This is a genomic window from Paenibacillus solanacearum, assembly GCF_910593845.1.
GTDB lineage: Bacteria > Bacillota > Bacilli > Paenibacillales > NBRC-103111 > Paenibacillus_G > Paenibacillus_G solanacearum.
On record NZ_CAJVAS010000032.1, the window covers coordinates 29,736 to 54,179 of the forward strand.

Annotated in this window: 17 protein-coding genes and 1 pseudogene; 7 read left to right on the top strand and 11 right to left on the bottom strand. The window is 54.3% G+C overall.

Going from position 1 to position 24,444, the window contains the following annotated elements:
* Window positions 1–3: 3 nt before the first annotated feature.
* Both KXG62_RS24860 and KXG62_RS24865 read right to left on the bottom strand, forming a co-directional pair.
* Complete coding sequence (locus KXG62_RS24860) at window positions 4–3,393, bottom strand: tubulin-like doman-containing protein (RefSeq protein WP_218094724.1); 3,390 nt, start codon at window positions 3,391–3,393, stop codon at window positions 4–6.
* 18 nt (window positions 3,394–3,411) lie between these two features.
* Complete coding sequence (locus KXG62_RS24865; protein ID WP_218094759.1) at window positions 3,412–5,154, bottom strand: vWA domain-containing protein; 1,743 nt, start codon at window positions 5,152–5,154, stop codon at window positions 3,412–3,414.
* Between the two features lie 197 nt (window positions 5,155–5,351).
* Between KXG62_RS24865 and KXG62_RS24870 the strand changes: the two genes are divergently transcribed.
* The 4 genes from KXG62_RS24870 (at window position 5,352) to KXG62_RS24885 (ending at window position 9,142) form a co-directional block, all read left to right on the top strand.
* Window positions 5,352–5,513, top strand: coding sequence for a hypothetical protein (locus KXG62_RS24870; RefSeq protein ID WP_218094725.1), 162 nt, complete (start codon window positions 5,352–5,354; stop codon window positions 5,511–5,513).
* Window positions 5,506–6,468: a hypothetical protein gene (locus tag KXG62_RS24875; RefSeq protein WP_218094726.1), complete on the top strand. Its 963-nt coding sequence runs from the start codon at window positions 5,506–5,508 to the stop codon at window positions 6,466–6,468. The genes KXG62_RS24870 and KXG62_RS24875 overlap by 8 nt, the downstream gene beginning before the upstream one ends.
* Entirely contained in the window at window positions 6,465–8,270 is a 1,806-nt protein-coding gene (locus KXG62_RS24880; RefSeq protein ID WP_218094727.1) for a hypothetical protein, read from the top strand. The genes KXG62_RS24875 and KXG62_RS24880 overlap by 4 nt, the downstream gene beginning before the upstream one ends.
* Window positions 8,271–8,365: 95 nt before the next feature.
* Window positions 8,366–9,142, top strand: coding sequence for a C40 family peptidase (locus KXG62_RS24885; RefSeq protein WP_218094728.1), 777 nt, complete (start codon window positions 8,366–8,368; stop codon window positions 9,140–9,142).
* A gap of 63 nt (window positions 9,143–9,205) precedes the next feature.
* Here KXG62_RS24885 and KXG62_RS24890 read toward each other — a convergent pair whose 3' ends face one another.
* Together KXG62_RS24890 and KXG62_RS34195 are read right to left on the bottom strand one after the other, a co-directional pair.
* Window positions 9,206–9,832 carry a rhomboid family intramembrane serine protease gene (locus tag KXG62_RS24890; protein ID WP_218094729.1) on the bottom strand — a complete coding sequence of 209 codons (627 nt, stop codon included), beginning with the start codon at window positions 9,830–9,832 and terminating at the stop codon, window positions 9,206–9,208.
* A 294-nt stretch (window positions 9,833–10,126) separates the two neighbouring features.
* Window positions 10,127–11,398: pseudogene (locus KXG62_RS34195) on the bottom strand (polysaccharide lyase 6 family protein).
* Window positions 11,399–11,628: 230 nt separating this feature from the next.
* Between KXG62_RS34195 and KXG62_RS24905 the strand changes: the two are divergent.
* On the top strand, window positions 11,629–12,495 hold the full coding sequence (locus KXG62_RS24905) for an Rpn family recombination-promoting nuclease/putative transposase (RefSeq protein ID WP_218094732.1): 867 nt from the start codon (window positions 11,629–11,631) through the stop codon (window positions 12,493–12,495).
* Window positions 12,496–12,908: 413 nt separating this feature from the next.
* Here KXG62_RS24905 and KXG62_RS24910 read toward each other — a convergent pair whose 3' ends face one another.
* From KXG62_RS24910 to KXG62_RS24940, 7 genes are all read right to left on the bottom strand, one after another.
* A complete protein-coding gene (locus KXG62_RS24910; RefSeq protein WP_218094733.1) occupies window positions 12,909–14,312 on the bottom strand; it encodes an MFS transporter in 1,404 nt (467 codons plus the stop codon).
* 154 nt (window positions 14,313–14,466) lie between these two features.
* Window positions 14,467–15,375: a Gfo/Idh/MocA family protein gene (locus tag KXG62_RS24915; protein WP_218094734.1), complete on the bottom strand. Its 909-nt coding sequence runs from the start codon at window positions 15,373–15,375 to the stop codon at window positions 14,467–14,469.
* Window positions 15,376–15,593: 218 nt separating this feature from the next.
* On the bottom strand, window positions 15,594–16,631 hold the full coding sequence (locus KXG62_RS24920) for a Gfo/Idh/MocA family protein (protein WP_425517376.1): 1,038 nt from the start codon (window positions 16,629–16,631) through the stop codon (window positions 15,594–15,596).
* A 13-nt stretch (window positions 16,632–16,644) separates the two neighbouring features.
* Window positions 16,645–17,619 (bottom strand): Gfo/Idh/MocA family protein, encoded by a 975-nt coding sequence (locus tag KXG62_RS24925; RefSeq protein ID WP_218094736.1) that lies wholly within the window; start codon window positions 17,617–17,619, stop codon window positions 16,645–16,647.
* 21 nt (window positions 17,620–17,640) lie between these two features.
* Complete coding sequence (locus tag KXG62_RS24930; protein WP_218094737.1) at window positions 17,641–19,167, bottom strand: extracellular solute-binding protein; 1,527 nt, start codon at window positions 19,165–19,167, stop codon at window positions 17,641–17,643.
* Between the two features lie 73 nt (window positions 19,168–19,240).
* Window positions 19,241–20,107 carry a carbohydrate ABC transporter permease gene (locus tag KXG62_RS24935; protein WP_218094738.1) on the bottom strand — a complete coding sequence of 289 codons (867 nt, stop codon included), beginning with the start codon at window positions 20,105–20,107 and terminating at the stop codon, window positions 19,241–19,243.
* A gap of 18 nt (window positions 20,108–20,125) precedes the next feature.
* Window positions 20,126–21,064: an ABC transporter permease gene (locus tag KXG62_RS24940; RefSeq protein ID WP_218094760.1), complete on the bottom strand. Its 939-nt coding sequence runs from the start codon at window positions 21,062–21,064 to the stop codon at window positions 20,126–20,128.
* A gap of 283 nt (window positions 21,065–21,347) precedes the next feature.
* On the opposite strand from KXG62_RS24940, the gene KXG62_RS24945 reads away from it, so the two are divergent.
* Both KXG62_RS24945 and KXG62_RS24950 read left to right on the top strand, forming a co-directional pair.
* Window positions 21,348–23,621, top strand: a complete 2,274-nt coding sequence (locus KXG62_RS24945; RefSeq protein ID WP_218094739.1) for a helix-turn-helix domain-containing protein — start codon at window positions 21,348–21,350, stop codon at window positions 23,619–23,621.
* Between the two features lie 124 nt (window positions 23,622–23,745).
* Complete coding sequence (locus tag KXG62_RS24950; RefSeq protein WP_218094740.1) at window positions 23,746–24,369, top strand: hypothetical protein; 624 nt, start codon at window positions 23,746–23,748, stop codon at window positions 24,367–24,369.
* Window positions 24,370–24,444 lie beyond the last annotated feature (75 nt).

The window sequence follows — 24,444 nt, forward strand, 5'->3', positions numbered from 1 at the left end:
GTGCTATGCCAATTTTTTGACGATGTCGTTTACTTTGACCGAAACTTGCTTGTAGAACTGGTACATCGCTTCGCCGTTGGCGTGTTCCGATCGCTCGTAGTCCAGCGCCGACTTCGCTTCCTGGAACGCGGCGCTGAGCTCCCTCAGCTTCGTCACCAGCACGCTGATGTCCTCGGAGGCGACCAACTGCTGGCTCCGCTTCGCCGCTTTGCGCTGCAGCAGCGCCAGTTGTTTCGGCTCGAGCGCATTCAGCTTCGCGAAGATTTCAAACTCCACAAATTTGTTCACCTGCATCAAATTGACGAAAGCGTCCCACGGATCTTCGTCCGCGTCGTGGTCGTAGACGTACAGCGCGCCTTTCTTTGCAATCGCCGAGGTGTACATCGCTTCGATAAACAAGCCGATCAGCTTCTCCTCATCCTGCAAACGGCTGAGCACTTGCTCCAGCTCGGCAATCTTGCGCTGGATCTGACCGTACTTGTCCAGCTCCTCCCGGATCCGCTTCTGCAGCTCCGGATAACGGATCAGATTTTCCTTCGCCAGCTCCTCGTTCACGCTGCCGAAGATGTCTTTGCCGCCCGCCGGCTCAAGCCCATTGGCGAGAAGCCCATTCATATCGTTCACGCAGCGGCTCACTTCGCCGAGGTTCGGCTTTTGCGTGTCCAGCTGCAAAGGATACGCGGCCAGGAAGCGGCCTAGATCGAACGGCTTCGTGAACGTGCAGGCGTAGCGGTTGATCGTCCCGCTGTCGGCCCCTTTTTCCCGAATAATGCCTTGGCTTAGCGCCTTGTCGAACAGCTCTCTAATCTCCGCGTTAAATGTGCGTACGCGTCCATTCTCATACGTATCGCCCCAAGACTTCTCGGGAATCGGCGACGGCAGGTACGTCCAGTTGATCTTATCGGTCTGCACGAGGTGACGCCCGATGCCTTCCGGCTCCAGAATCGTGCGCTCGTAGCTCGTCTCATACACTTTCATCGGCGTGTACAAAAACAGCGGAATACCGTTTTGCGTGTTGAGCCAGAATATGCGGTTTTTCACTTGGCTTTCCTTGATCGTAAACCGGGTGTTGGCAATGGCGTTGTCCTGGAAATTGCGGATTCCTTTGAAGATATTCGGCGCCTTCACCGGTACCGAGACGAAGCCCCAGGACGGGAAGTTGAAGTTGCCGGAGCTGTTGCTCAGATGAAATACCGGCTTCGCCTCTTCGTGAAGACGACTGGCGATCCGCTGCTCGACGAGCTTTTCCATCGAATCTTCCTGACCGTATTTGATGACCAAGTACTCTTCCATCGATTTCGTAATAAGCTCGCTGAAATGCTGCGTCAGGAAATCGGAGATCGAGCCGATCACATCCACTTCCTGTTCCTTCGTCCATTGGTTCGACTTGCTAAGCAGCTCCTGCGTGAAGTCCCGGATCAGATCGTTGACGTTCTTCTCGTCCATGACCTGGCCGATCAGCTTCGCCATATCCGGCACGCTGACGACATTCCAGTAATACGTCCGGTTGCCCTTGTGGTCAACTTCCTCCTGGCCGCTAGTCAAAATGCTGCCGTTCTTCTCGAAAATCCGGTTCAGCTCGCTCAACAGCTCGGTGAACACCGAATAGATGCGTGAGTTCTCGGCGTTAATCAAATTGTACAAATCCTCGTAAAACTCAACCATCTGCTCCATCCGCTCGCGGTCGGCGTGAAGCAGGTATTCTCCGATTTTCGCCTCGATGTAAGCATCCTTTTTGCGGTCCTTGGAAATGAACGCGCTGCGGGCTTCGGTCATTTTTTGCTGCGACTGCTCTTCCGCATACTCGATATCCCGCGGAATCCGGTAAATGCTCTCCTTGAGCGCTTCAATATACGAGGAGATCAGCTTCAGCAGGCAGAAGCCTTTATCCTGCAAAATCATCCGCGACGCGTAAAACGGCCCCTGCTCCGGATGAATGAACACTTTGGTGATCTGCTCGGTGAATACCTCTTTGATCTGGCCCGGCAGCTGTCTGCGGCACTTGATGTATTCCTCGCGCGCCCGCGACAAGTAATGCTGCTCCAGCTCCGTATCGATGTTGACGTTCTGCTGCTTGACCACGTTGGCGTAGCTTAACCGTTCGCTGTTCTGGTAGCCCGGCAGCGGCTCCGGCACCTGCTTGTTAAATTCGCGATGAACGGAGTCAGGGTCCATGTTCAGCTTGCGCGCCAGCTTCTCCACGTCTTCCTGGGAAGGACCGGCCGTGAACATTTTTTCCATGCGCTGAAACACTTTGTACGCCAAATACGTCGTCATCTCTTCGATCGGCAGCACCGCGGAGGAAGCGCCGAGGATGTTGTACTGGTAGTTGGCGGCGTACGCCTTCGGCATCTGGTTGATGTTCGTACGGATGTTGCTGATATAATCGTGGATCGCGAACTCTTCGCCGGAACCCTTGTCCTCGCTGGCCATAAAGTTCGTGATGTTCTCCGCCGTCACGTTCATGCAGTAATCATAGGCATTCTCGAGCAGCTTGCCTTCCAGATTGGTTGCCGAGATCAGATGCGCCAGATTGAACGGCGGCATCGGCGAATCGACCGTTAATATGTTCGCGTACTGCTGCTTGAACCGCTCGCCCCGCTCGTCCGCGTTCATCCAGTAATCCAGCTCTTTCAGCGCCGCATAGCCGTTCTTCTTGATGTACTCGCGCGAATGCTCGGTCAAGCTCTTGTTCGCCAGATTCACGTCCGGCGCGAACAAGTAGCCGAGCAGGTTCACTTTATCGACGCCGGCCGAGCCGTAGTCGCGCTCCATGATGCCGCGAACGATATAGGCGATGTCGAGGAAGCAGCCGCTCCCGGTGCCGCCTGATAGTCCCGTCAGCACAAACACCATCAGCTTCTTGTTCGTGCCGATGGACAGCGTCTTGATTTTCCGCTCGATCGTCTGCACAACGTGCACAATCTTGGTGAACATGAGCAGACGCCCGGCTTGTCTGACGCCGGAAGCGCCGTTGATCCCGTCGGTAATCGTCAGCTCCGGGGACAGCCATTCCTTTATGTACGGCTCCAGCACGCTGCGGTTTTGCAGCACGCTGCCGATTTCCGGGTTGGACAGCAGCACGAATTCGGTCATCGGATCGAGCCCGACGCCTTTGTAGCGCTTGTTGCGGTCATGCTCGTTCGTCTCGATCGCGAGAAACTCGACGTTGTTCGGCTTATCCTTCTTCTTCTTCGTCATCGTGTCTTCCGGCAGCTTGAACCGGCGGTTGATCTGGTACTTCAGGCGCAGCAGCGCGTCGATCCCCGTTCCGCCGAGTCCGATGACGAGCATCGGGTTGTCGATGGTGTCGACGCGGATTTTTTCGCTGATAATGCCCCCGCCCAAAGAGACGTCGAGCTGCTGTATATGTTCTTTCACTACGGCTTTCATAGGTCCATGTCCCCCTGTTTATTTCAAATATTCCAAGGTGATTACTTTATTGACGTTTTTAAGCGTGATTTTGATGCAATCCCGGGCAAAAATTTCTTTGCCGCCTTCCGCTTCGAACACCCGGCCGCCCTTTTCCATCACGCAGCCGGACTTATTGACTACGTTCAGCGTATCTCCCCGTCCCGGCCGGAACACGATGGCGGCCGTTTCGGCATAGTCAGGCGCAAGCTGCAGCAGCTGATGGAGATTGAATTTGCCCTTGAACGTGTGGAGCTTCTTATATTGGGGCGAAGTGCGCTCGCCGGTGTCCTCGTCCCGAATTTCGACGACCAGTTGCCCGACGAAGCCGCGGTTCGCCTTTTTCCAATAAGCCATCGCCGCCAGAGCCGCCGCAATGAGGACAAGCAGCGCTCCTCCCCAAGCGGATAACTTCAGCCAGCGTCCCTCGCTCTCTTGGGACGTCTCCGCCGGAGCGGACGGTGAAGCCGGCTTTTTCGCCGAAATGGCGACCGGCTCCGATTCGCGCAAGAAATTGGCGTCCTCGACTTTCACCTTCAGCTCGTAATCATGCGCCTCCGGCACCTTGAAGCTTCCTTCGATGCTGTCCGCATTCGAGACAAGCGGCGACTCCGTCGATATCTTCGTATCGAGGTCCGTCAGTACAAGCGACGCTTTGGCGTTCTTATATAAGCCGGGATCGTTCACCTTCTGCCCGTTCGACATCAAATGAGCCTTCACGGCAACCGAGTCCCCGGGGCTATAAGATATAGACGACAAAGGAACCATCGACACCTTCAAATCGTAGTTATAAATTAAATTAATGTCGATTTTGTCCTTCGACACGCCTTTGATCTTCAAGTTCCAATCGCCCTGCGCCGGATTTAAAATTTTGATCAGCGAATACGCCTTGGACTTGGAGTAAACGATGCGGTCCGAAGGAATCGGCTGCTCCTTGCCGGACGGATCGCTCAGCTTCACGTCCACCGGATTCGGCGACATGATCGATATGTTCGCTTCCGCCACGCTCGCCGTCGGGATGTTGACGACGACGTTCTGAAAATCGCCGTTCGCCGTAAACCCGGGAAGCGGCACAACCTTCAGCTTCAAATGGCTGGCATATATTTCGCTGAGTATTTCCGGGAGCTTGTCCGCCGTGCTCGTGACGAACATTTTGCCGCCGGTCTCCTTGGAGATCCGGTCCAGTTCGTCCTTGTTGAGCTGCCCGTCCGCATTCAGGCCGATCGTATAGATCGGAATGCCTTTGTTCTTCGCCTTCTGAACTGCCTGGTTCAGTACTTCCTGGGACTTTTGCTGCGTCTGTCCGGCTCTGAGCGAATTATTGCCGTCGGTGAGCAGCACGATCAGCGGCACATGCCCCGGCTCGACACCGCTCTCCAGCACCTTTACCGCTTCGTCGACGCCGACGGCCAGATCGGTATAGGGTCCCAGTGTGAGCTGATCGATAAACTTCTTCAGCTCTTCCTTGTCTTTCGCACCGCCGATCTTGAGCGGCGCTTTCTCGCGCATCACCTGGTCGGTATAGGCGACAACGCCGATCCGGTCCCCTCGCACGGAAGCCATGTCGATGAACATTTTCATCGCTTCGTAGCTCACTTTATTGACGTCGGATTCGTTCATGGAATTGCTCACATCCACGGACAGCACGGCATCGATTCTCGTATCGGATGCCGCTTGCGCGGCGTAGGTCTGCGGTATCGGCAAAGCCAGAGCGATCAACAGGGCAGCGGCCCATTGCAGCATGCTCTTTCGTTTCAACACGCGTTGCTTTCCTCCTCTATTGAGCCCCGATGTAGTAATTTGTAAAAGGTGGTAGTAAAATAGGACTCATTGTCGTTATTTAATCATATTAACGTTTGGTTTTTCAAATTGCTAGGTTTCAATTCTTATAACATTCTTAAGATTTGAGGTCAATATCATACGGAGAGGAAGAAGTCAAGATGCTCACTTCGCTGGTTACTTACATACTCCTAGCCGCCGGAGCAGGTTTCGCCGTGTTCCGTACCGTCCAATTCGTGAAGTGGAAACGCAGCGGCTTGACGCCGGAGCAAATCGACCGCGAGCTGCTGCAACTTTTGAACCAGGAGGTTCGTCATGAATAAAAAGGCCGTCCAATTCCCTGAGCTTGTACATACCCGCTATGCCTATGAGCGGCTGAAGCAGTGCGTGCGCTGCGGCGCTTATTCTTCCCTCGGGCTGGAGACATGCCTCAGCTGCGAGGCGGAGCATAGCTTGCGGCCTGTGACGGACATCGCCCGCACTGTGCTTCGAAACGGGAAGCTGCGCGATGCGCTGCTGCTGGGCGCTTCCGGTCTTGCCGGCTTCGTTTTTGCGCGCAGCGTCCTGCAAATGTCCGTGTCGCTGACCGCCGGCCTGCTGCTTGTCGGCGTCTACGTTTGGCTGTGCAAACGGTACGCCCAGGAACGGGAACAGCATACGCTGCTTGAGCTGCTCAAGCAGGAAAGCGCGCAGGTGCGCGACGGGATGCTGCTGGACGCGGAAAATGCGGCGGGCGATTTGAAATCGGAGGACGAGCTGTCCGCCTACTTGAAGCTGCGGGAGATCGGTCATTTTCTGAAAGGCGACCAGATCAAGCTGCTCAAAATTTATTGTCTGAACCGCTTTATTTTGCGGCGCGATATGGATCTGGAGCTCGGCACGCTCATTCCCGAAGCGTTCGACCCCGATTTCGTGCGCTATGTCAACGAAATTTGCAAGGTCAAGCCCGAGCTCGTCCGCCGGGACATGCTCGATTACGCGAGAAAATACCGCGGTGACATCGAAGCGCTCGCGATCGGGCCGCAAACGATGGCCCAGCTCGCCGGGGCCGCGCTGCGCGTTAAAGAATATGTCGTGCAGTACCCCGACTTGATCGCCGATCATGTCGGCGCGCTATCCAGAGACCGGCTGCTGCGGCTATGCCGGCTGCTTCAAGACATACCGGCCTCCCGGCGCAGCGCAAGGCTGTACGACAAGGCGATGGATGAGGCTGAACGGATGTACGGCAACGACGCCGAATTCGAACCCATTTTAGGCAAGGATGCGAACTTCACATGAATTTTACGCTCAAACGCTCCCGGCGCTATGTGCGCGCCACCTTGATCCTTTTTGTCATCCTGCTTCTCCTTTCCGCATGGAAGTCTTATTACGCACGGTCGAAGATGACTGCTTACGCGCATGCCGCCGAGTTTCAAGCTCAAGGCCGCCAGCTTGAAGCCGAGGAGGCGTATATACGCGTGCAGTCGATGCGCGCGTTCGATTACAAAGAGCGCGAGACGGCAGCCGCCTTGTCCGCGCTGCGTCCTCTCACCGAGCTGTACCATACGGCGGCGCAGATCTCGGCCGATATCGAGGCCGCACGCAACGTCGGCGATGTGCCGACGCTGGTCAAGGCCGCGGAGCAATGGTCGCAAATGAAGCAAGCCGCTGCCGGACAGGACGAGAAGACACGCTCCGCGTTCGCGCAAAGCGAAGCCGAGTACAAGCCGGATCAACGATTGTCGGATGCTTTTGCCCAGGTGAAGAAAAACTTAACGGCCGGTCTGGAAAGCTGGACAGCCGGGAAAAATGCGGGCGAGGGGGACCGGATGCTCGCTTACTTGGTGCAAATTCCGGCGGCCTACTACCCCAATGAAAAAACGAAAACCGCGGAATTGAACCGGCTGGGGCAAAAATACGGGCAAGCCCGTCTGAACGCCGTGCTCAAGGGAACCGCCTTGGCGGAAGCGCTCGGCGAGAGCGACAAGCTGCTCCAACTGTATGCAGCCTACCGGCTCGACAGCGCATGGATTTCCGGTAAGGTGGAGCCGTTTATTCAGACCGTTTTATCCGGCCAGCTGGATAAAAATGACGTAAAAGGCTTCCTGGGAAACGTCCGGCTTCTGCAGGAGCATCCGGCAGTCGTGAAGCCCGGATCAAAAACGGAGGCGTACGTCCGCACTTCCGTCCAGAAGCTGCTCTCCCGCGCGCGTCAGCTTGCCGACGCGCGCAAATTTCAGGATGCGGTCGAGCTGTATTCACTGCTCAGCAGCTACCAGAACACGGAAAATGAACTGCTGGAAACTGAACAGCGGTGGATGGAAACGGACCCCGCCCGATTATTGGGCAAAGCGGCCGGCGAAGACCGGGACTTCTCGTACATGACCAGTGTGAAAGGCAAGTGGGGCGCGAAGGCCATCGCCGCCGGGCTGGCCGAGAACAAGACGCTCATCTTGGCGCGCCTGCTGCAGGACGGTTCGGTGAGCAAGACCGAGGTGGAAGTCGGTAAAGGCGTGACCGTCACCTCGATTCAACTCAACGATTCGATCGGCGGTAACGCCTCTCCCGTGCTGCTGCTGGAGGCGGCATCCAAAAACCGCAAATCCCGCTACTTGGTCTATGAAGCGTTGCCGCAGGAGCTGCGGCTGCTGCTCGATCTCGAAGCGGACAGCTATACGTTGGTCCGCAAAGGAGACGTGCAGTTCGATAACCCTGCCGGGGAAGGCCCGGGCAGTAAGGTTGCGTACGAGTACCGCGACGGCGGGCTGCGCCAAACGCAGCAAACCCAGCAGCCGCCGCAACAGCCCCAAGCGCCTCCGCAGCAATCATATAAGCTTGTTACGGTAGAAGACTTGCCGAATAGCAAAGCGGAAAACGTGCGCTTCGAATGCGATATCGTCACGGTGGACGGTTCGAATGCGCTCGGCGAAAGCGACAACCAGTACGTACTGCTGACCGGCAGCGGAAACGGTGCGAAAGCAAACTGGAAGCGCGGCAATGCCCTGATCACGGGCATGTACACGGGGGCGGAACAAATGAAGATCGGCAGCCAGACGGTGAATGTGTACAGGGTCCAAGTGCTGGAGGTCCATTATCCTTAACAAAGATGGGTCCGGTTTAAAAAATTATTTCCGTACTCATAAGAAATGAGAATCCTTGGCATCCTAACCTCATTGTGTATGTAAGGGGTTAGATCATGCGTATACGAAAAAAAGCGATTTGGGCCGTATGTCTATGCTGTTTGATATGCGTTAGCGGATGCGCCGCCTCCAACGTGCGGCAGCAATCCGTTCCTGAAAACAACCATTCGGCGGATGAGCCGGAGACCGACGGCCGCATGTCGGAATTGTCCGTCATCGAGCATGACGCACCGCTGAAAATAGGCGATCTGGGCGTCGAGCGCCTCTTATTCCCAAGCCATATGCGGAGTTTGGGGAAGGGGCACGCCCGGAACGCGTCATTGCTCGATCCGAACGGGTTCCCGCTCATCCGGGCCTTTCCGAATCCAAGCATCCAGCCGATCCGGGGCAATTACGCCGAGAACGTAATCGAGACGGCGAAGTCTTATCTGCGCACGCCTTACGAATACGGTTCCGATCGAATGGAGCCCTCCACGTTCGATTGCTCGGACTTTACCCGGTGGGTATATTTGTACGCGCTGGGCATGGACTTGCCGTGGGATTCCAGAAGCCAGGCTGCTTATATCAAAGCATTTGCCGGGAGACAGTACACGGATTTAAACGAAGCGCGCCGCGGGGACATCTTGTTCTTTACCCGATTCCTCGGGCCGCATGCTTCGGATTACGAAGGGCTGCAGCCCGAAGATAAGCCGATCAGCCATATGGGCATTTATTTGGGAGACGGCAAGCTGATCCACACCGCTTCCAAGGAAACCGGAGGCGTGCGGATCGATGTAATCCGGTGGAAGCACCTCGAGTATCGCTTTTTGTTCGGCGGCGGGGTGCTCGATTGATCGATAATAAGTAAAAAGAATCCGAAAGCCGCGGTTACATTGTGCCGGCTCTTCGGATTCTTTTTAATTTTCCCTGTGTTCCCTTGCCCGTCTTCGCCTGACGAACAGCATCATGAGTGCCGAAACGGCCAAGCCGCCGATGAAGCCGCCGGCATGGGCGTACAAATCAACCCTCGGGATAATAATCGAGGAGATGAATCCGACGATCACGATCGTGCGTACCGTTTGCTTCGTTTGATAATCGATCAGATCTTTGCGGAATACCGACATGTACAAGTAAGCGGCGTATACCCCGTAAATCGCTCCTGATGCCCCCGCTCCGATGTAAGGATCGGTATGCAGCCAGGCGCTGGCCAAATTGCCGATCACACCGCATGCCAAATAGTACAGTGCATACCGCCATGACCCGATCATTCGTTCCAGCGGAGCCGCAAACACATAGAGCGCAAAGCTGTTGAACAACAAGTGCTCAAACCCGATGTGGATAAATATCGATGTGACAAGACGCCAAGGCTCCGGCTCGATCCCCGGCAAATCGAACATCGCTCCGAATCGGAGCAGCGTTACATTCTCCGTCGAAGAACCGTACCATTCCATCGCGGCCATAACGAGAAGATGAATGACGATAATCGCCGATGTCACCGGGTACAGCCGGATATACTGCTTCAAGCTTTCTCTGCGTAAAAACACGCTATTCCCCCTTTGTCTGATCTCTTATTTCTATATTCTATTATAGCTTTTTATGCGGAGGCGCACACGTGAACGTATGGAAAGATGGCAATGCTCGGGCCATCTTGCGTGCTGGAAGCACTGTCGTTACACCGTAAAGTAAGCCAGGAAGCGAGCTGTCGGGCTTGCGTGCGATAAAGGACCACTGCGCTTCTCTTTTCAGACTTTGCAGGAACTTCAGCTTAGCCGCAGCGGGATGCGCCGACACAAAGAAGCCGTGCGGCGTAATCCTCCGTACGGCATTCTTTGCGTTATTTATGGAGCATCCGGGCCTGTCTCCGCTCTTGTTAACGGCTTTCTCCGCTCCAGAATCGATGGCGGCAGCGGCTCATCGCTGCCGATCGAACGGTTGCCGTCGATGACCGTATTCGTCCCGGCTTTTTCGGTGATGAATGATTCATTCCTTCCGACGTATACGTTATCCGTCACCTTGCTGTCTACCGGCTCGTACGTCTTCACGCCGCCAATGACGATGCCCAGGCCCCCCGAGATGACGTTCCGGCTTACCTCTGAGCGGTAATTTCGCCAATGCGCGGTCAAGACCTCCTTCGTGTACACATCGCCTTCCGGCCCTCCATCATAACCGCCGCTGTCGACGTTGACCGCCCAGTCGGTCAAGTTTTCCAGCACATTCTCGTAGATCCGATGATCATTGCCGTAAATTCGGAATCCACCCATGCCTTTGCGCTTTCCATCGCCGATAAAGAGATTGCCATAGAAGCTGTTATGATGGCCGTGTCGCGAAGTCAGATGCCCCTCACAGTTCAGGAAGGTGTTGTACCGTACTTCGTTGCGGCCGTTTTTGACCGAAATGATCTCGGGATTCGCGTCGCAGTGCTCGAACAAGTTGTATTGGATCACATTATATCCATCCGACATCGAGACGCCCGAGAGGCCAATGCGCATCGCCTTAATCTAGCCTTCGCTGCGAGGGAACGACGGCCCCGAGCCGTGGAAATAATTGTATTCATATACGTCGTACTGCGACATCCGGCCGTTACCGCCGTTGGAGGACACATACATTCCTTTATCGCGCCTCGGACCGAATTCGTTACGGTCGACCCAGTGATGATGGCTGTCCGCGCCGCTGATGAGCAGCCATTTCAGCTCCGTTCCATCCTCCTTAAGCGCGAAGGTGTTGCGGGTAAGGCGAATATGGTGGCAATCGTTCAAATGAACGGCGCTATGCCCCGTGTTAGCGAATCTCAATCCTTGAATGATGATGTAAGCCGATTGTTGAAGCTCGAATCGCGCCCCTTCCAATATGACAGCCTTGCCCCGGTTCGCTGCTCTTACCGTAATCGGCGCGTCGATCGTTGCTTCCGCCCGAATCGTGAACAGCTCGGAGCCGCCATATTCACCGTCCGCCATAATAATCGTCGTGCCCGGTACCGCTTGACTGCACGCTTCAGCCAATTGCAGCGAATCGGATACATGAACGACGACCAGGCCTTCTTGCGGTTCTTTTTCCCATCGATACAAATTCATAAGACCTCTCCTGTCCGGATAACGTTTCCATTCCCTCATGATACCGCTTGCGATGAGGCATTGTAAACGATGAGTATTGGATAAACCGTTGAGTTTCGGGCAAGTAGCAGCGTTGGGTTACGCCTTTTTCAAGTGTTGGCGATGCGTTCGCGACCAATCCGTGACCATAGATATGACGGGTGTTTCGATGATATGGATACAAGTCTATAAACATGCAATTGCTATGTATAAAGTTGAATACATGGTATAATTTATGAACAGGATAGGAGATGATCGCGTTGGAATTGCTTGATCCCCGGAACGATTTCATATTTAAACGAATATTCGGAAGCGAGAGCAATAAAGACGTGCTGCTGGCGTTTCTCAACAGTACGTTTTTGGAGGCAGGAGAGCCGCCGCTGACGGAAATCATCCTGATGAATCCGTACACGGACAAAGATGCCCCGAAGGATAAGCAATCCATTCTCGATATTAAAGCGAAGACCGCCGAAGGCAATCTGATTAACATAGAAATGCAGTTGTTTAATCCATATCATATGGAGAAACGAACGTTGTTTTACTGGAGCAATATGTACTTCCACCAGATGAAGGAAGGCAGCAACTACGGCGAATTGAAGAAGTGCGTGACGATCAACATCCTCAATTATTCGTGTCTGCCGAATGATCGTTACCATAACGTATTCCATTTGCGTGAAGATCACACTTTGATTCCACTCCTTGACGATATTGAAGTACATGTCATGGAATTGCCGAAATTGGATACAAACCAAGTTCCCGTAAGCGGCGGCCTCGTCAACTGGCTGCTGTTTCTAAAAGGCGTTGAGCCAAAACATTGGGAGGTGCTGACGGTGAACGAGCCGATGTTAAAGAAAGCCATGACCACATTGGAGTTTTTGAGTCAGGACGCTCAAACCCGAATGGAGTATGAGGCCCGGCTAAAATATTTGCGTGACGAAGCGTCCCGCATCGAGGGAGCAAAGGCTGAGGGCGTGGCTGAAGGGATGGCTGAAGGCATTTTACAAGAGAAACGCCAAACGGCCCGGCGCCTTCTTGCCCGGGGTTATGATGTATCGACTGTCGCGGACATGACTGAACTTTCCGAAGAAGCAATCAGAGCCTTGATGCAGGAGAACTAAGTCAGGATTCGGAAAGCACGTAGTTTGCAGTAGCTTCGAATCCCGCGGCCGGAATGAGGTTGAGATCATCGTAAACATAAAGCCTAGCCTAAAGAACCAGTCTAATTGGGACTGGTTCTTTTATTTATAATAAATCCCACAAATCCACGTCCATGATCCACTCGTATACATCCAATGATTTTGCTGTAAATCCCCCGCCGGCTTGATATACAGACCATCGGGGATGGTACCTGATAGTACGCGCGTCGAACAGTGGTTTTTGGAACCACCACTGAACCTTACCCTGTCAAGGTAGTGTCTAGAAGAAGTTCAGCCGCAGAGCCCTAGTGAGGCCTTATCGCTTCCAAACACCACCGGATTCTTAACTTTTGGCGTCGACCGCCGCCATGTGACGTCGGGACGCTCTCTAAACTTCACGTAGCTTTCGAGTTCGATTGAACGATTCGAGCACCGGATGATTTCGAGGTCGGCTGCTTCCGAAGCAGCCCGACCCCTACCGCTCCGAGACAGAGCAGGAAGCACACGCCGAACAGCAGGCGCACCCATGGGGTTGCCGTCTCCGTATTGATGGCTGCGCCGCCCAGATCACCAACAAGCAGCGCGACGAGCGCCACCCCGCCGATCATGCCAAGATAGCGAATCAACGCCAGCAAGCTGCCGGTCAAGCTGATCTTATTCATCGGTGCGGCGCTCATCATCTCGGCGTTATTGGTCGCCTGAAACAGCCCCATGCCGATGCCGTACAACGCAAGATGCAGCACAATGCCGATTACGGTTACGGCCGGCGACAGCGCCAGCCACAGCACGGACGCCGCGCATAGCGCAGGCCCGAGCAGCAGCGGCGCAAACGCGCCGCGACGGTCTCGGTACCAGCCGGCCAGGGGCGCGGTGATGCCCATAGCTAGCGGCTGGAGCGACAAATACAGTCCCGTCTCCGAGGATGAGAATCCCAGCAGCTGCTGCATATAAAAGGTAAGCGGGAGCAGTCCGGCCATCTGCGCCAAATGAATGATGAAGGCCGAGACATTGCCGGTCCATATGGGGCGGATCGCAAACAACGACCGGTCAAGCAGCCCGTAATCGATCCGGCTTTCATGCCACAGGAACAAGATGAGCAGCAGCACGCCTACAATTGCCTGCAACGGCGTATTCGGAAGAGCTGAATCCGTCGCTGCCAGCATCAGCAGAGCGACAGCAGCGGCAAGCAGGAAAGCTCCGCCGTAATCCAGCCGCTGCCTGCTTCCCCCCGCTTCCGCCTTCGGAAACCAGCGCAGGCCAAGCATCATGGCCGCCAAGCCGATCGGCACGTTCACCCAGAACAACGCCGGCCAGCCGGTCACGTTCATCAGGAGGCCGCCCAGCGCCGGTCCCGACAATGTACCGATCGAGATCACGACGGCATTCATGCCGAGTGCCCGCCCCCGCTCCCGATCGGGAAAAACTTGGCGGACCATCGCCTGGCTGTTCGCCATAATCATGGCGGCGCCAAGTCCCTGGACACAGCGGGATACGAGCATGCCCGCCATGCCGCCGGATATCGCGGCCATCAGCGAACCGGCGCCGAATACGAGAAAGCCCATACTGTATACGCGGTGACGACCGATCTTGTCCGAGACGATCCCCAAAATGGGTAAAGCCGCCACCAGTATCAAAAGATACGAGGTGACGACCCATTGAACGATCGATAAGGGCACTCCGAACTGGATAGCCATGGCCGGCAGCGCCACGTTGACGATGCCGACGTCGAGCGTCGACATGAACGTGCCTGCGTTGACAACGTGGATGATTTTCCAGCGGTGCGGATTTGCCGTTTCCATCAGCCGTTCACTTCCTCCGAGTTTTTAACAGAAAACTCAACTTCGCATTTCAAACAATTGCTGATTCTCAGGGTTTGTGCAGCAAGCGAGCCTTGGAAACAGGCCGTTTTACTCGTATAGAAAGCTCCCGTTCACGCTTAGCGCTTCACCGAACTTATTGTACCGTTAACGCGACTCGCTTCCCGGTGCTTCGGCTCTCGTTGGCCGCTTCCATGAAACGAATGATTTCCACCGTTTCGTCCAGATCGATCCCCGGTTGTCCTGTGCGGAACATGTCCATGACCTGTTCGAGCAGGCTCGCGTAGTACGGCTTCGGATTGGCGTACACGTCGATGTAATCCGAGCGCTTCACCCGGTGTACGACGCCGCCGAATTTATTGTTGCCCTTCCGGTTGCCGCGGATCGTGCCGATACGGCCGTCTTTCCAGAAGCCGGTAATGACGTCGTGATCCTCCTGCGTCGCCGCAATCACTTCCACGCAGCCACCGCCCATGATTTGGTACAGCATGTCGACGGTGTGCACCCCATACCAGAACAAACCCGGCTGCGTCGGCTGCAACGCCATCGGCCCGTAAAAGTCGGCGCCGATTACGTCGCCTTGATCCTCCACGCGCTTCGCGTCCTGCAGCGCTTCGGCGAACCGCAGCGCCGATGCGCTCATGACGGGGATGCCGTGCTCGCGCGACAGCTTGGCGATTTGTCTCGCATCCTCCGAGCTGACGGCAAACGGTTTGTCGATGAATACCGGCTTGCCGAACGGCGCGATGCGCCGGAACTGCTCCAGATGCACTCGGCCGTCCACCGATTCCAGCAGGATGGCGTCGCAGCGTTCAGCGACCTGTTCGGGCGATTCGACGATATGCACGCCGTATTTATCCCGAAGCTCATTCGTATACCCATCCACACGGGAAATACTCAGTTCAAAGTCCGGCGATCCGCCTGGAAAGGCAGCAACCACTTGACCGCCGGTGATATGATAAGACGCTTCGGAATCGTTCAACAGCTTCGTAAAAGCAGGGACATGGGACGTATCCAGTCCGATAATGCCGATTTTTAATACCATGGTTTTTAACCTCCTAAGAGTTTTCCGCAGGAAAACTGGCTTCGTAAGCTTATGCTGAGTTTTCCGTAGGAAAGCTAGCTTCGTTAGCTTATATTAAATTTCCGTAGGATAGCTGACATCGCCACCGTAATCCCCTTCAATGAGAGTCAACAGGGCTAAACAGAAGTCCTGACTACACGCCTCGCTCACACATAATACTCCTAGAGAAACGATCCGCTCTACCCCAAAAACACTTCTTTTCCGGTCCGCGCCGACTCGTAAATCGCCAGGATGAGATCGACCGATTTCTTCGCCTCTTTGCCCGAAACCAGCGGCTCGCGATCTTCGCGGATCGCTTGAATCAAATCCTCGCACAGCACGTAGTGGCCGCTGTCGGCAATTTTGCTCGGGTCGCTGCTCGAGCTCACGAAAGCGCCCGCTTCCGGCGCCGCTTCGTCGCTGTTCGCGAATTTCCACTGCTTGATGCCGCTGTCGGCAAAAATGATCGAGCCGTTCTCCCCGTGAAGCTCGAAGCGGGTTTCCAGCCCCGGGTAAACGGACGTCGTTCCCTGAATGACACCGAAGGCGCCGCATTTGTACTTGACGACGGCGACCGCCGTATCCTCCACTTCAATGTCGCGCACAAGCGCCGCCGACCGCGCGAAGACGGACTCAACGTCGCCCATCAGCCACTGGATCAGGTCGATGCCGTGGACGCCCTGGTTCATCAGCGCGCCGCCGCCGTCGAGCGCCCATGTGCCGCGCCAGCCGGCGCTGCGGTAATATTCCGGGCTGCGGTAATATTTCAGGTACGCGTCGCCCAGCACCAGCTTGCCGAGCTTGCCTTCCTCCACCGCCTTCTTGACGACGAGCGACGAAGGCATGACGCGACGCTGGAACACGCAGCCCAGCTTCACGTTATACTGCTCGGCCGCATCAATCATCTGCTGCATCTTCGCCGAAGTAATCTCCAGCGGCTTCTCGCAGAAAATATGCTTGCCCGCCTGAGCCGCAGCAATCGCGACTTCCCCGTGCAGGCCGCTCGGCGTGCATACGCTGATGACGTCAATCTCTTCGTTCTTCAGCATCTCTTCGTAATCGGCATACACCGTGCCGACGCCGTATTCACCGGCCAGCTTGCTCGCTTTCGCCGGCTCCACATCGGCGATCGCTACCAGCTCCGCGTTCGGGTTGTTCGTAATCGCTTTCGCATGGAACGGAGCAATGACGCCCGCTCCGACAATCGCAAACTTTACTTTTTCCGTCAATTCATTCACCTCTTTACCGTTGTTATACGTTACAATACGACTGCCTTTCGTGGGAACGATAGATCGCCTCCGTGACGGCGACGACACTGCGGGCATAGTCCAACCCGCATTCCGGTTCCGTACCTGTATCGATATAGCTTGCTAAATCCTCGAACTGCAGCACGAACGGCACCTCCTGCGGATCAACCGGCACCTTGCGGTACTCGCCGCCATCGCTGATCCAGAGGCTTTGCCCCGTCGCGACGCGAAGCATGCCCTTCGTAAACACAAACTCCGTCTCATTCTTGGATGCGCCCGGATAGCCGGATTGGGCGATCGTTGCCGGTACGCCGGTGTCCGTATCCATAAAGACGAGCCCGCTGCCTTCCACATCGCCCCTCGGGCCGAAGTGGGACAGGACCGCTTTGACCCCGGTCACCCGGCTGGACGACAGCCATTGGATTTTATCGATCGAATGCGATCCGAGATTGAACAGAATGCCGCCTCCCGCCTTCGCCTTCTCTAAAAACCAGCCCGGTCGGTCTTCCCGATAATAATGAATATGACGCGTATCGTTAATCATGACAAGCTCGCCCAATTCGCCCTGCTCGATCAACTGCTTCGCCTTCCGGTTCTCGGCGATATAGTGCTGCGTATGGCCTACGAACAGCCGGACGCTGCTGCGCTTCACGGCGTCGGCAATTTCGTCGCATTCCGCCAGCGTCAAAGCCATCGGCTTCTCGAGCAGCATATGGCAGCCCCGCTCCGCGCAGAACACAGCCGCTTCCTTGTGCAGGAAATGAGGAAGCGTAATCACTGCGACATCCGGCTTCTCCCGTTCGATCATTTCCTTATAATCGGTATAGGGCGCGATGCCGTACTGGGCTGACAGCTTCTCGACTTTGCCCCGGTCCAGATCGGCGGCGGAAACGGACCGAAACCGGTCCGTCTTCGCAAGCGCCTCCAAATGCCGGACGGCAATGCCCCCCGCTCCTACCAATGCAACGCGGTAACTCATGGCCGGAGAACTCCTTTCCCGCTACTTCAGACTCACGTTCGACGTGCGGTCGTACGCGGTTTTGTACGTATCAAGCAGTTGCTGCAATCCGAGCTTCTTGACGCCGTCCACATATTTGTCCCATTCGTCCATGCTCTTCGTGCCGAGAATGAACTTGGAGATATTCTCCAACCGGTTCTTGTCGATCGCTTGACCGATTGTCGAGATCGTCTCCAGCTCCTTCTCGTTGAAAGCGGGCTTCTGGTTATACGGGCCGTCGTATTTGCGCGACTCCGTATAGGCGGCTTGAAGCTCCTTGGAGGCGAGAGACAAATGCGCGTCGTAATCAATCCATTGATAGGCACCGTTCGTCGCAAGTCCCGTCTTTTTGCGCAGGTCGGCGATATCGATGAAGTCGGATTTGATTTTCTTCTTGCCATTTTCTACCGTATAGGTTACACCTTCTTGGCCCCAGCTGGCAATATCTCTGCCATTTTCCGAATAATAAAAGTCAGCAAATTTCATAATGTCTTTAATGCTCTTCGACGTGGAAGAGACGGTCATGCCCGATTCCAGGTAGCTAGTGAACGCGTTCACCTGCTTGCCGCCCGGCGATCCGGCCGGAGGCGCCATAAAGTTAATCGTAAATTCGGGATTATCCTTGCGCAGCGACGCGTTGAAGAAGTCGATCCGGCTGATGTAGTCGACCGTGACGAACGATTTGTTCGTCGACATAATATCCTGCCACTGCTTTGTATCCATCGTCAGCCAATCGGCGGGCATCAAGCCGTCCTTGTAAAACTTGGCGAGATATTCCACCATCTTCTTGTAGCCGTCTTCGATCGGTCCGTATTTGACGGCTTTCGTCTTCGGATCGACGTAAAACCCTTCGTTCGTATCGAAATTGGCGGACAAATTTTTCATCAGCGCCAGATCCATACCGAAACGGGTGCTGAACGGATACGTATTCGGATACAGCTGCTTCAATTTTTTCAGCGTCTCGTACAGCTCGTCGTAGTTGGCAGGAACCTTCAAGTTGTTCTTTTTGAAAATATCTTCGCGATACAGCCATACCATCCGGTTCGTTTCGCCGAAGCCCTGGTTCGGGAACATGTACATTTTGCCGTCGGCGGCGATCGCCGAGCGGGTGTCGTCCGGATATTGAGCCATCCATTTTTTGAAATTCGGCATCAGATCGGTATATTCCAATATGTTGACAAGCGCGCCCTGCTGGCCGAACTTGTTCGCCTGCCCGCGGTCGAGCATGAACATGATGTCCGGCATGTTGCCGGAAGCGACGTTCAGGTTGACCGTATCGGCCAGCTTGCCCGACGGCACCTGCATATTCAGCGTGACGCCCGTCTTCTCCTCGATCAGCTTCCAGATCAGCCAGTCTTTGTTGTACGGCCAGCTCGGATGCGATTCCGTCAGCATGGTGAACGTCTTCTTCGTCTTGGTGTCCCCGCTGTCTCCTCCTGCGGCTTGCGGCGACTTATTTCCCCCGCTGCAGCCTACAACCGCCCCCAGCGCAAGCACGACCGATACGGATGCGAATATCCCCTTTTTCATCCCAAATCTCTCCTTTGTCAAAGTTCTGTGTTCATGCGATCCACACGAAAGCTCCCCAACCGCACCGGGCGGCTTAGCCTTTGACAGCGCCGATCATGACGCCTTTTACAAAATACTTTTGGAGCAGCGGATACACGATCAGGATCGGTATCGTCGACACCATGATCGTCGCAAACTTAAGCGATTCCTCCACAACCATATTGTCGCCGCCGATGCTGTTCGCCTCCGCCGAGTTGATTTGCCCGGCAAGCACGATGTTGCGCAGGATGACCTGCAGCGGGAACAGATCCGGATCGCGCAAGTACAGCAGAGGAAGCATGAAATTGTTCCACATGGCCACGGCGTAAAACAAACCGATGGTAGCGAACACGGCCTTGGACAGCGGGATGACGATCCGCCAAAAAATACCGAGGTCGTTCAAGCCGTCCATCCGGCCCGATTCTTCCAGCTCTGCGGGTATGCCGAGGAAAAAGGTACGCATGACGAGCAGGTTCCATGTGCTGACCGCTCCAGGCAGCACCATCGCCCAGATCGTATCCATCAGCCCGTACGATTTGACAACCAGGAACGTTGGAATCATCCCGCCGCTGAAAAACATCGTAAAGATGATCATCAGCGTAAAGCCGCGGTGGAACACCATCGTTTTTTTGGACAGCGCGTATGCCCCGGCAGACGTGACCGCCAGCGAGATCGCCGTACCGACTACGGTGTAGACGATCGTATTCAGATAAGACTGGAAGATGCGCGGATCTTTCAGCACCAGCTTGTACATATCCACATTGAATCCTTTCGGATACCATGTGACAAGACCCTTCATAACATAGACATCTTTGCTCAGGGACACAGCCGCCATGTATAGGAACGGATACAGAGTGACCACGACGACGCACAGCAGGATCAGACCGTTCACGACGCCGAATAATGTCCATTTGCGTTTCATACACCACTCGCCCCCTTCTTACCACAAGCTTGTTTCGGACAGCTTCCGGCTCAAGTAATTCGCCGAAAAAATAAAGATGAGGCTCACAACGCCGGTAAACAGATCAATCGCGGCGGCATAGCTGAAGTTGCCCTGCAGCAGCCCGGTGCGGTATACATAAGTGCTCAATATATCGGCGGTCTCATACGTTGCCGGCGTGTACAGCAGAAACACTTTCTCGAATCCGATCTCCAGCACTTTGCCGACGTTAAGCACGAACAAGATGACAATGGCCGGTGCGATGCCCGGCAAGGTGACGTGCATCAGCTTCTTGAACCGCCCCGCTCCGTCCATCTCCGCCGCCTCGTACAGCATCGGATCGATCGACGTCAGCGCCGCCAAATAAATGATCGTTTCCCAGCCGATATGCTGCCATATCTCGGATGCCACATAGATGGAACGGAACAACTCGGGCAGCACCAGGAAGTTGATCGGCTCCGCGCCGAACGCTCCGAGCAGCCGGTTGATCAGTCCTCCGGACGGCGACAAGAACATGACAACCATGCTGGCGATGACGACGTTGGATATAAAATGCGGCAAATAGCTTGCCGTCTGCACAAACCGCTTGAACAGCGCGTTCTTGACTTCGTTCAGCATGAGCGCGAGCACGATCGGCGCCGGAAAACCGAAGATCAGCTTATACAGCCCGAGCAGAAACGTATTGCGCAGCAGGATGAGAAAATCGGGATTGGCGAAAAACATGTTGTAATATTTCAGGCCGACCCAATCGCTTCCCCAGATGCCTTTGTATAGGTTGTAATTTTTAAAGGAGATGACGATGCCGAACATCGGCATGTATTTGAATAAGATGAAGTACACCAAACAGGGCAGAAACAGCAGCAGCAAATATTGGCTTTTCCTGATTTTTTTCCAGCCGCTTGCAAATCTCGTTCGGCCTCGAAGTGCCGTGCCCCGCATATCGTCTACCTGAACACTTTCCGTACCTGCCATAGCTTATCCTCCCTCCCCTCCCCATTCTTTTGTGAAGCGATAGTTCCCTGCGATGCGTTTATCATAAGCCGCCAACCCGCCCTGCGCCTATCGCCAAGTCTTGCAAACGTTAGCCGTTTTACGAAAACTTAAAAAATCGGTAACTTGTTAAAAAATTGGTGATCGGCCGATTGCGGCAAAACGGTTCCTCTGGCGAAAGCCCGGTGGTATAATTTTATTAATCGAAAAGACAGGATGAGGAGGGGCTCGGATGATCCAAGAGACGATACAGCGAACAGCCGCCAGCCGTTCTTTATTTTTCAAACTGCTGACCAGTTTCATCGTCATTATTCTACTTCTCGTCTCTTTCAATTTCGTGTCATACCGTTTTTTTCTAACCAACATCCAGGGGGAAATTATTAAAAACAACAGCCTGAACCTGAATGCGACGGTGAACAATTACGAAAAGCATCTGAGCCTGGTGAGAAATTTGGGATTGAGCCTGTATTTCAACGATAAGGCGCCGATGCTCAGCAGCAGACAGCCGGACGGTACGTTCTACGACGTCGCTTACCAGGTGCGCAAAGATTTGCAGCAGATGCTCCAGAACCCGCTGCTTTATTTGAACAACATGATTTATTTGTTTCCAGACCGGTCGGCTGTAATCGAGAAGGACGGGAGCAGCAGACTCGACTCGATGTTCACCAAATTTTACAAATCCGATCGTTATACGCCCGATTTCTGGAGGGAGGAGTTCGGCAAGCCGTTCAACTTCAAAGTGTATCCATCGGCCAGCTTCACGGAGCAAGGCCTGGAGAACGAAGTCGCCAAAGGCTCGTTTATGCCGCTTCTGATCAAAAACTCCTACAACAGCCAGTTCGCGATCATTGCGCTGCTGGACAGCGCCAAGCTGTACGATGCCTTCTTCCAGCCTTCGCTGGGGAACCGGTTCTATATAAGCAACAGCGACGGAGAGCTGCTGTTCAGCGCCTCCGGCGAAACGGATCGACCTGCCTTCCCTGCGCTTCCCGCCCGTCAAGGCTTTGTGAAGAAGGGCAGCGATTATTATTTTTACCAACAAGGCGGCGACAGCGGCTTCACGTATATGAGTGTCATTCCGAACGAGAAGATCGCCTCGCAAATCGTGCGCATGAACATCCTGCTCGCCATGCTGCTCGTGGCCGCTCTTGTCATCAGCATCGGCGTCTCCATCGTGTTCAGCCTGAAAATGAACAACCCGATCGCCAATATCGTCAAGTCAATCCAGCAGCTCAATTTTGCCGCTTCGCCGCGCAGCCGGATCAAGGAGTTCGACCTGATCAGCGATGAGCTCCGGGATTTGTTCAAGCGCAATCAAGACATCAACACCGACCTGAACCAAAAAAACGATGTCCTCAAAAACTATGCCTATCTTAACAAGATCAAAATGATCCATACGCAAATGGGAGACGGCAAGCTGCAGCCCGAGCCGAACAAGCCGTTTCTGCTCGTACTGTTCCAGCTCAGCTTCCTGCAGCGGTTCCAGGAGGAGCTGGAGGTCGAGCAAAACCGCGCTTCCTATTACATTCGCGAGTTCATTCAGTCGCACTTTGCGGAGTATTACAAGGATTGCCTTACGTTCCAGATGGAACGCGATCAAATCTTGTCGCTCATCTTTCCCGAAGAAACCGGCGGCCGCGACGTCACGGAAATATTGCAATTTTTCAAGCAAGTGTTCGATATGGACAAAAAGTATTGTCTTATTACGGTAGCGTTCAGTCCCACCTATCGGGATTCCTCCGAATTTACGGCGGCGTACGACTATTTGCTGCAGCGGATCAAGCTGAGAAAGCTGGGCGAGGAAACGCAAATCATTACCGAGGGAGACACCATGCCGGAAAAAACCGGTTGGAGTGCGCAGGAGGAACAGGAGTTCACCGCCAATCTGCTGGCCGGCAACGAGAACGGCGTGCTGCAGCTTGTGAAGCGGACGCTGCATGCCATGCACCGCAAAGACGCGACCGCTGCGCAATTCGCCGCCTATGCCGGCGAGATCGTCCAGAAGGTCGACCGCGCTTTCGATTCGCTGCGGCTGGAGATGGAGACGGCCTTGCCCTCCTGTTCGCCGTACGATCAAATTCGGGACTGCTACCAATTCGAGGATTACGAGCGGTTTATGTCTTATTTCCTGGCCTCGGCGTCCGCGCTGATCAAGAAGAAGAAAGCGGAAACCGACTATATTACCAGCTTCGTCATCGAGTACGTGGAAGCGAACTACCAGGAAGATTTGTCGCTGGACCTGCTGGCCGACAAGCTGAATATTTCGCCGGCGTACTTGTCCACCTACTTCAAGGAGAAGAAAGGAACGAATTTCAGCGATTACGTCAATACGTTCCGCATCCGTAAGGCGCAGGAGCTGCTGCTGCAAACCGATCTCAAAATCCAGGACGTGTCGCAGCTCGTCGGATATCAAAGCGTCAATTCGTTTATACGCATGTTCAAGAAGTCGCTCGGCGTTCCCCCGGGGGAATTCCGCAAAGCCAACGAGGAATGGGGCCGAGCGTGACAGAGAACAGCGCCTATGCCCGCACATTTCGCATTGCTCATTTTCCAATGAATTCCTAGCGAACGGAACGGCAAACAGATGTATAATATGAAAAGCATAAATTTGGTTGCCGGGAGTCATGAAATTGAATTTCGTTCATTCGTTCGCCGTTTCGTTTTGCTCGTGGATTGCAATTACCTTAAGCGGGCTTGCCTTTTTTCGTAACCATCCGCTCAAGTACAGGAAAGAAATCGTCATTGTATCGTTCTTCGCTGCCAGTCTTTCGCTCGTCATCCAATATTATAACGAGATTGCGCTCATTACTTTTCTTCCGCCGATGCTCGCATATATCGTCTTTGCGGTGTTAACGGGATCGGGGTGGCTCCGTTCGTTCACGATCATCTTCGTGGGCGTGACCATAAGCGGCTTGTTGGAGTTCACCGTTACGTTCCTATTCAGTCGTTGCGATGTAAGTCTGACCCTCGTCAAATTGGCCGAAGACTATACCGTGGAATCGTGGTGCTTTATCGCCCTTCATTTGTTGCTCTCGTTGTATATTCTGAAAAAAAGATGGGGCTTCACTTCCTTATCAAGGCTTCATTGCCACAAGCCGAATCATACCATCATGTGGGTTATCTTGATTATTTCCGTGGTTAACTCGATTGCGGGAATTATCATCGCTTTTCGGCAAACGTCTATAATATTGGCAGCCCTCTTTCTGCTCGCTCTGTTTATCGTCTACACCGTTCTAAACTACAGAAAAGAGTGAAGAAATCACGTAAGCAAGGACTTTTGTCAGCTTTCCCGCCGGCAAAGGTCCTTTTTTGCTATCGTCTAAAGCAGG

Bases quoted from the DNA above. Each gene is read 5' to 3' on its own strand.
- KXG62_RS24905 (WP_218094732.1), top strand. From the start codon at position 11,629: ATGATCGCGTTGGAATTGCTTGATCCCCGGAACGATTTCATATTTAAA.
- KXG62_RS24930 (WP_218094737.1), bottom strand. From the start codon at position 19,167: ATGAAAAAGGGGATATTCGCATCCGTATCGGTCGTGCTTGCGCTGGGG.
- KXG62_RS24940 (WP_218094760.1), bottom strand. From the start codon at position 21,064: ATGCGGGGCACGGCACTTCGAGGCCGAACGAGATTTGCAAGCGGCTGG.
- KXG62_RS24945 (WP_218094739.1), top strand. From the start codon at position 21,348: ATGATCCAAGAGACGATACAGCGAACAGCCGCCAGCCGTTCTTTATTT.
- KXG62_RS24915 (WP_218094734.1), bottom strand. From the start codon at position 15,375: ATGGTATTAAAAATCGGCATTATCGGACTGGATACGTCCCATGTCCCT.
- KXG62_RS24870 (WP_218094725.1), top strand. From the start codon at position 5,352: ATGCTCACTTCGCTGGTTACTTACATACTCCTAGCCGCCGGAGCAGGT.
- KXG62_RS24880 (WP_218094727.1), top strand. From the start codon at position 6,465: ATGAATTTTACGCTCAAACGCTCCCGGCGCTATGTGCGCGCCACCTTG.
- KXG62_RS24910 (WP_218094733.1), bottom strand. From the start codon at position 14,312: ATGGAAACGGCAAATCCGCACCGCTGGAAAATCATCCACGTTGTCAAC.
- KXG62_RS24875 (WP_218094726.1), top strand. From the start codon at position 5,506: ATGAATAAAAAGGCCGTCCAATTCCCTGAGCTTGTACATACCCGCTAT.
- KXG62_RS24935 (WP_218094738.1), bottom strand. From the start codon at position 20,107: ATGAAACGCAAATGGACATTATTCGGCGTCGTGAACGGTCTGATCCTG.
- KXG62_RS24860 (WP_218094724.1), bottom strand. From the start codon at position 3,393: ATGAAAGCCGTAGTGAAAGAACATATACAGCAGCTCGACGTCTCTTTG.
- KXG62_RS24925 (WP_218094736.1), bottom strand. From the start codon at position 17,619: ATGAGTTACCGCGTTGCATTGGTAGGAGCGGGGGGCATTGCCGTCCGG.
- KXG62_RS24885 (WP_218094728.1), top strand. From the start codon at position 8,366: ATGCGTATACGAAAAAAAGCGATTTGGGCCGTATGTCTATGCTGTTTG.
- KXG62_RS24865 (WP_218094759.1), bottom strand. From the start codon at position 5,154: ATGCTGCAATGGGCCGCTGCCCTGTTGATCGCTCTGGCTTTGCCGATA.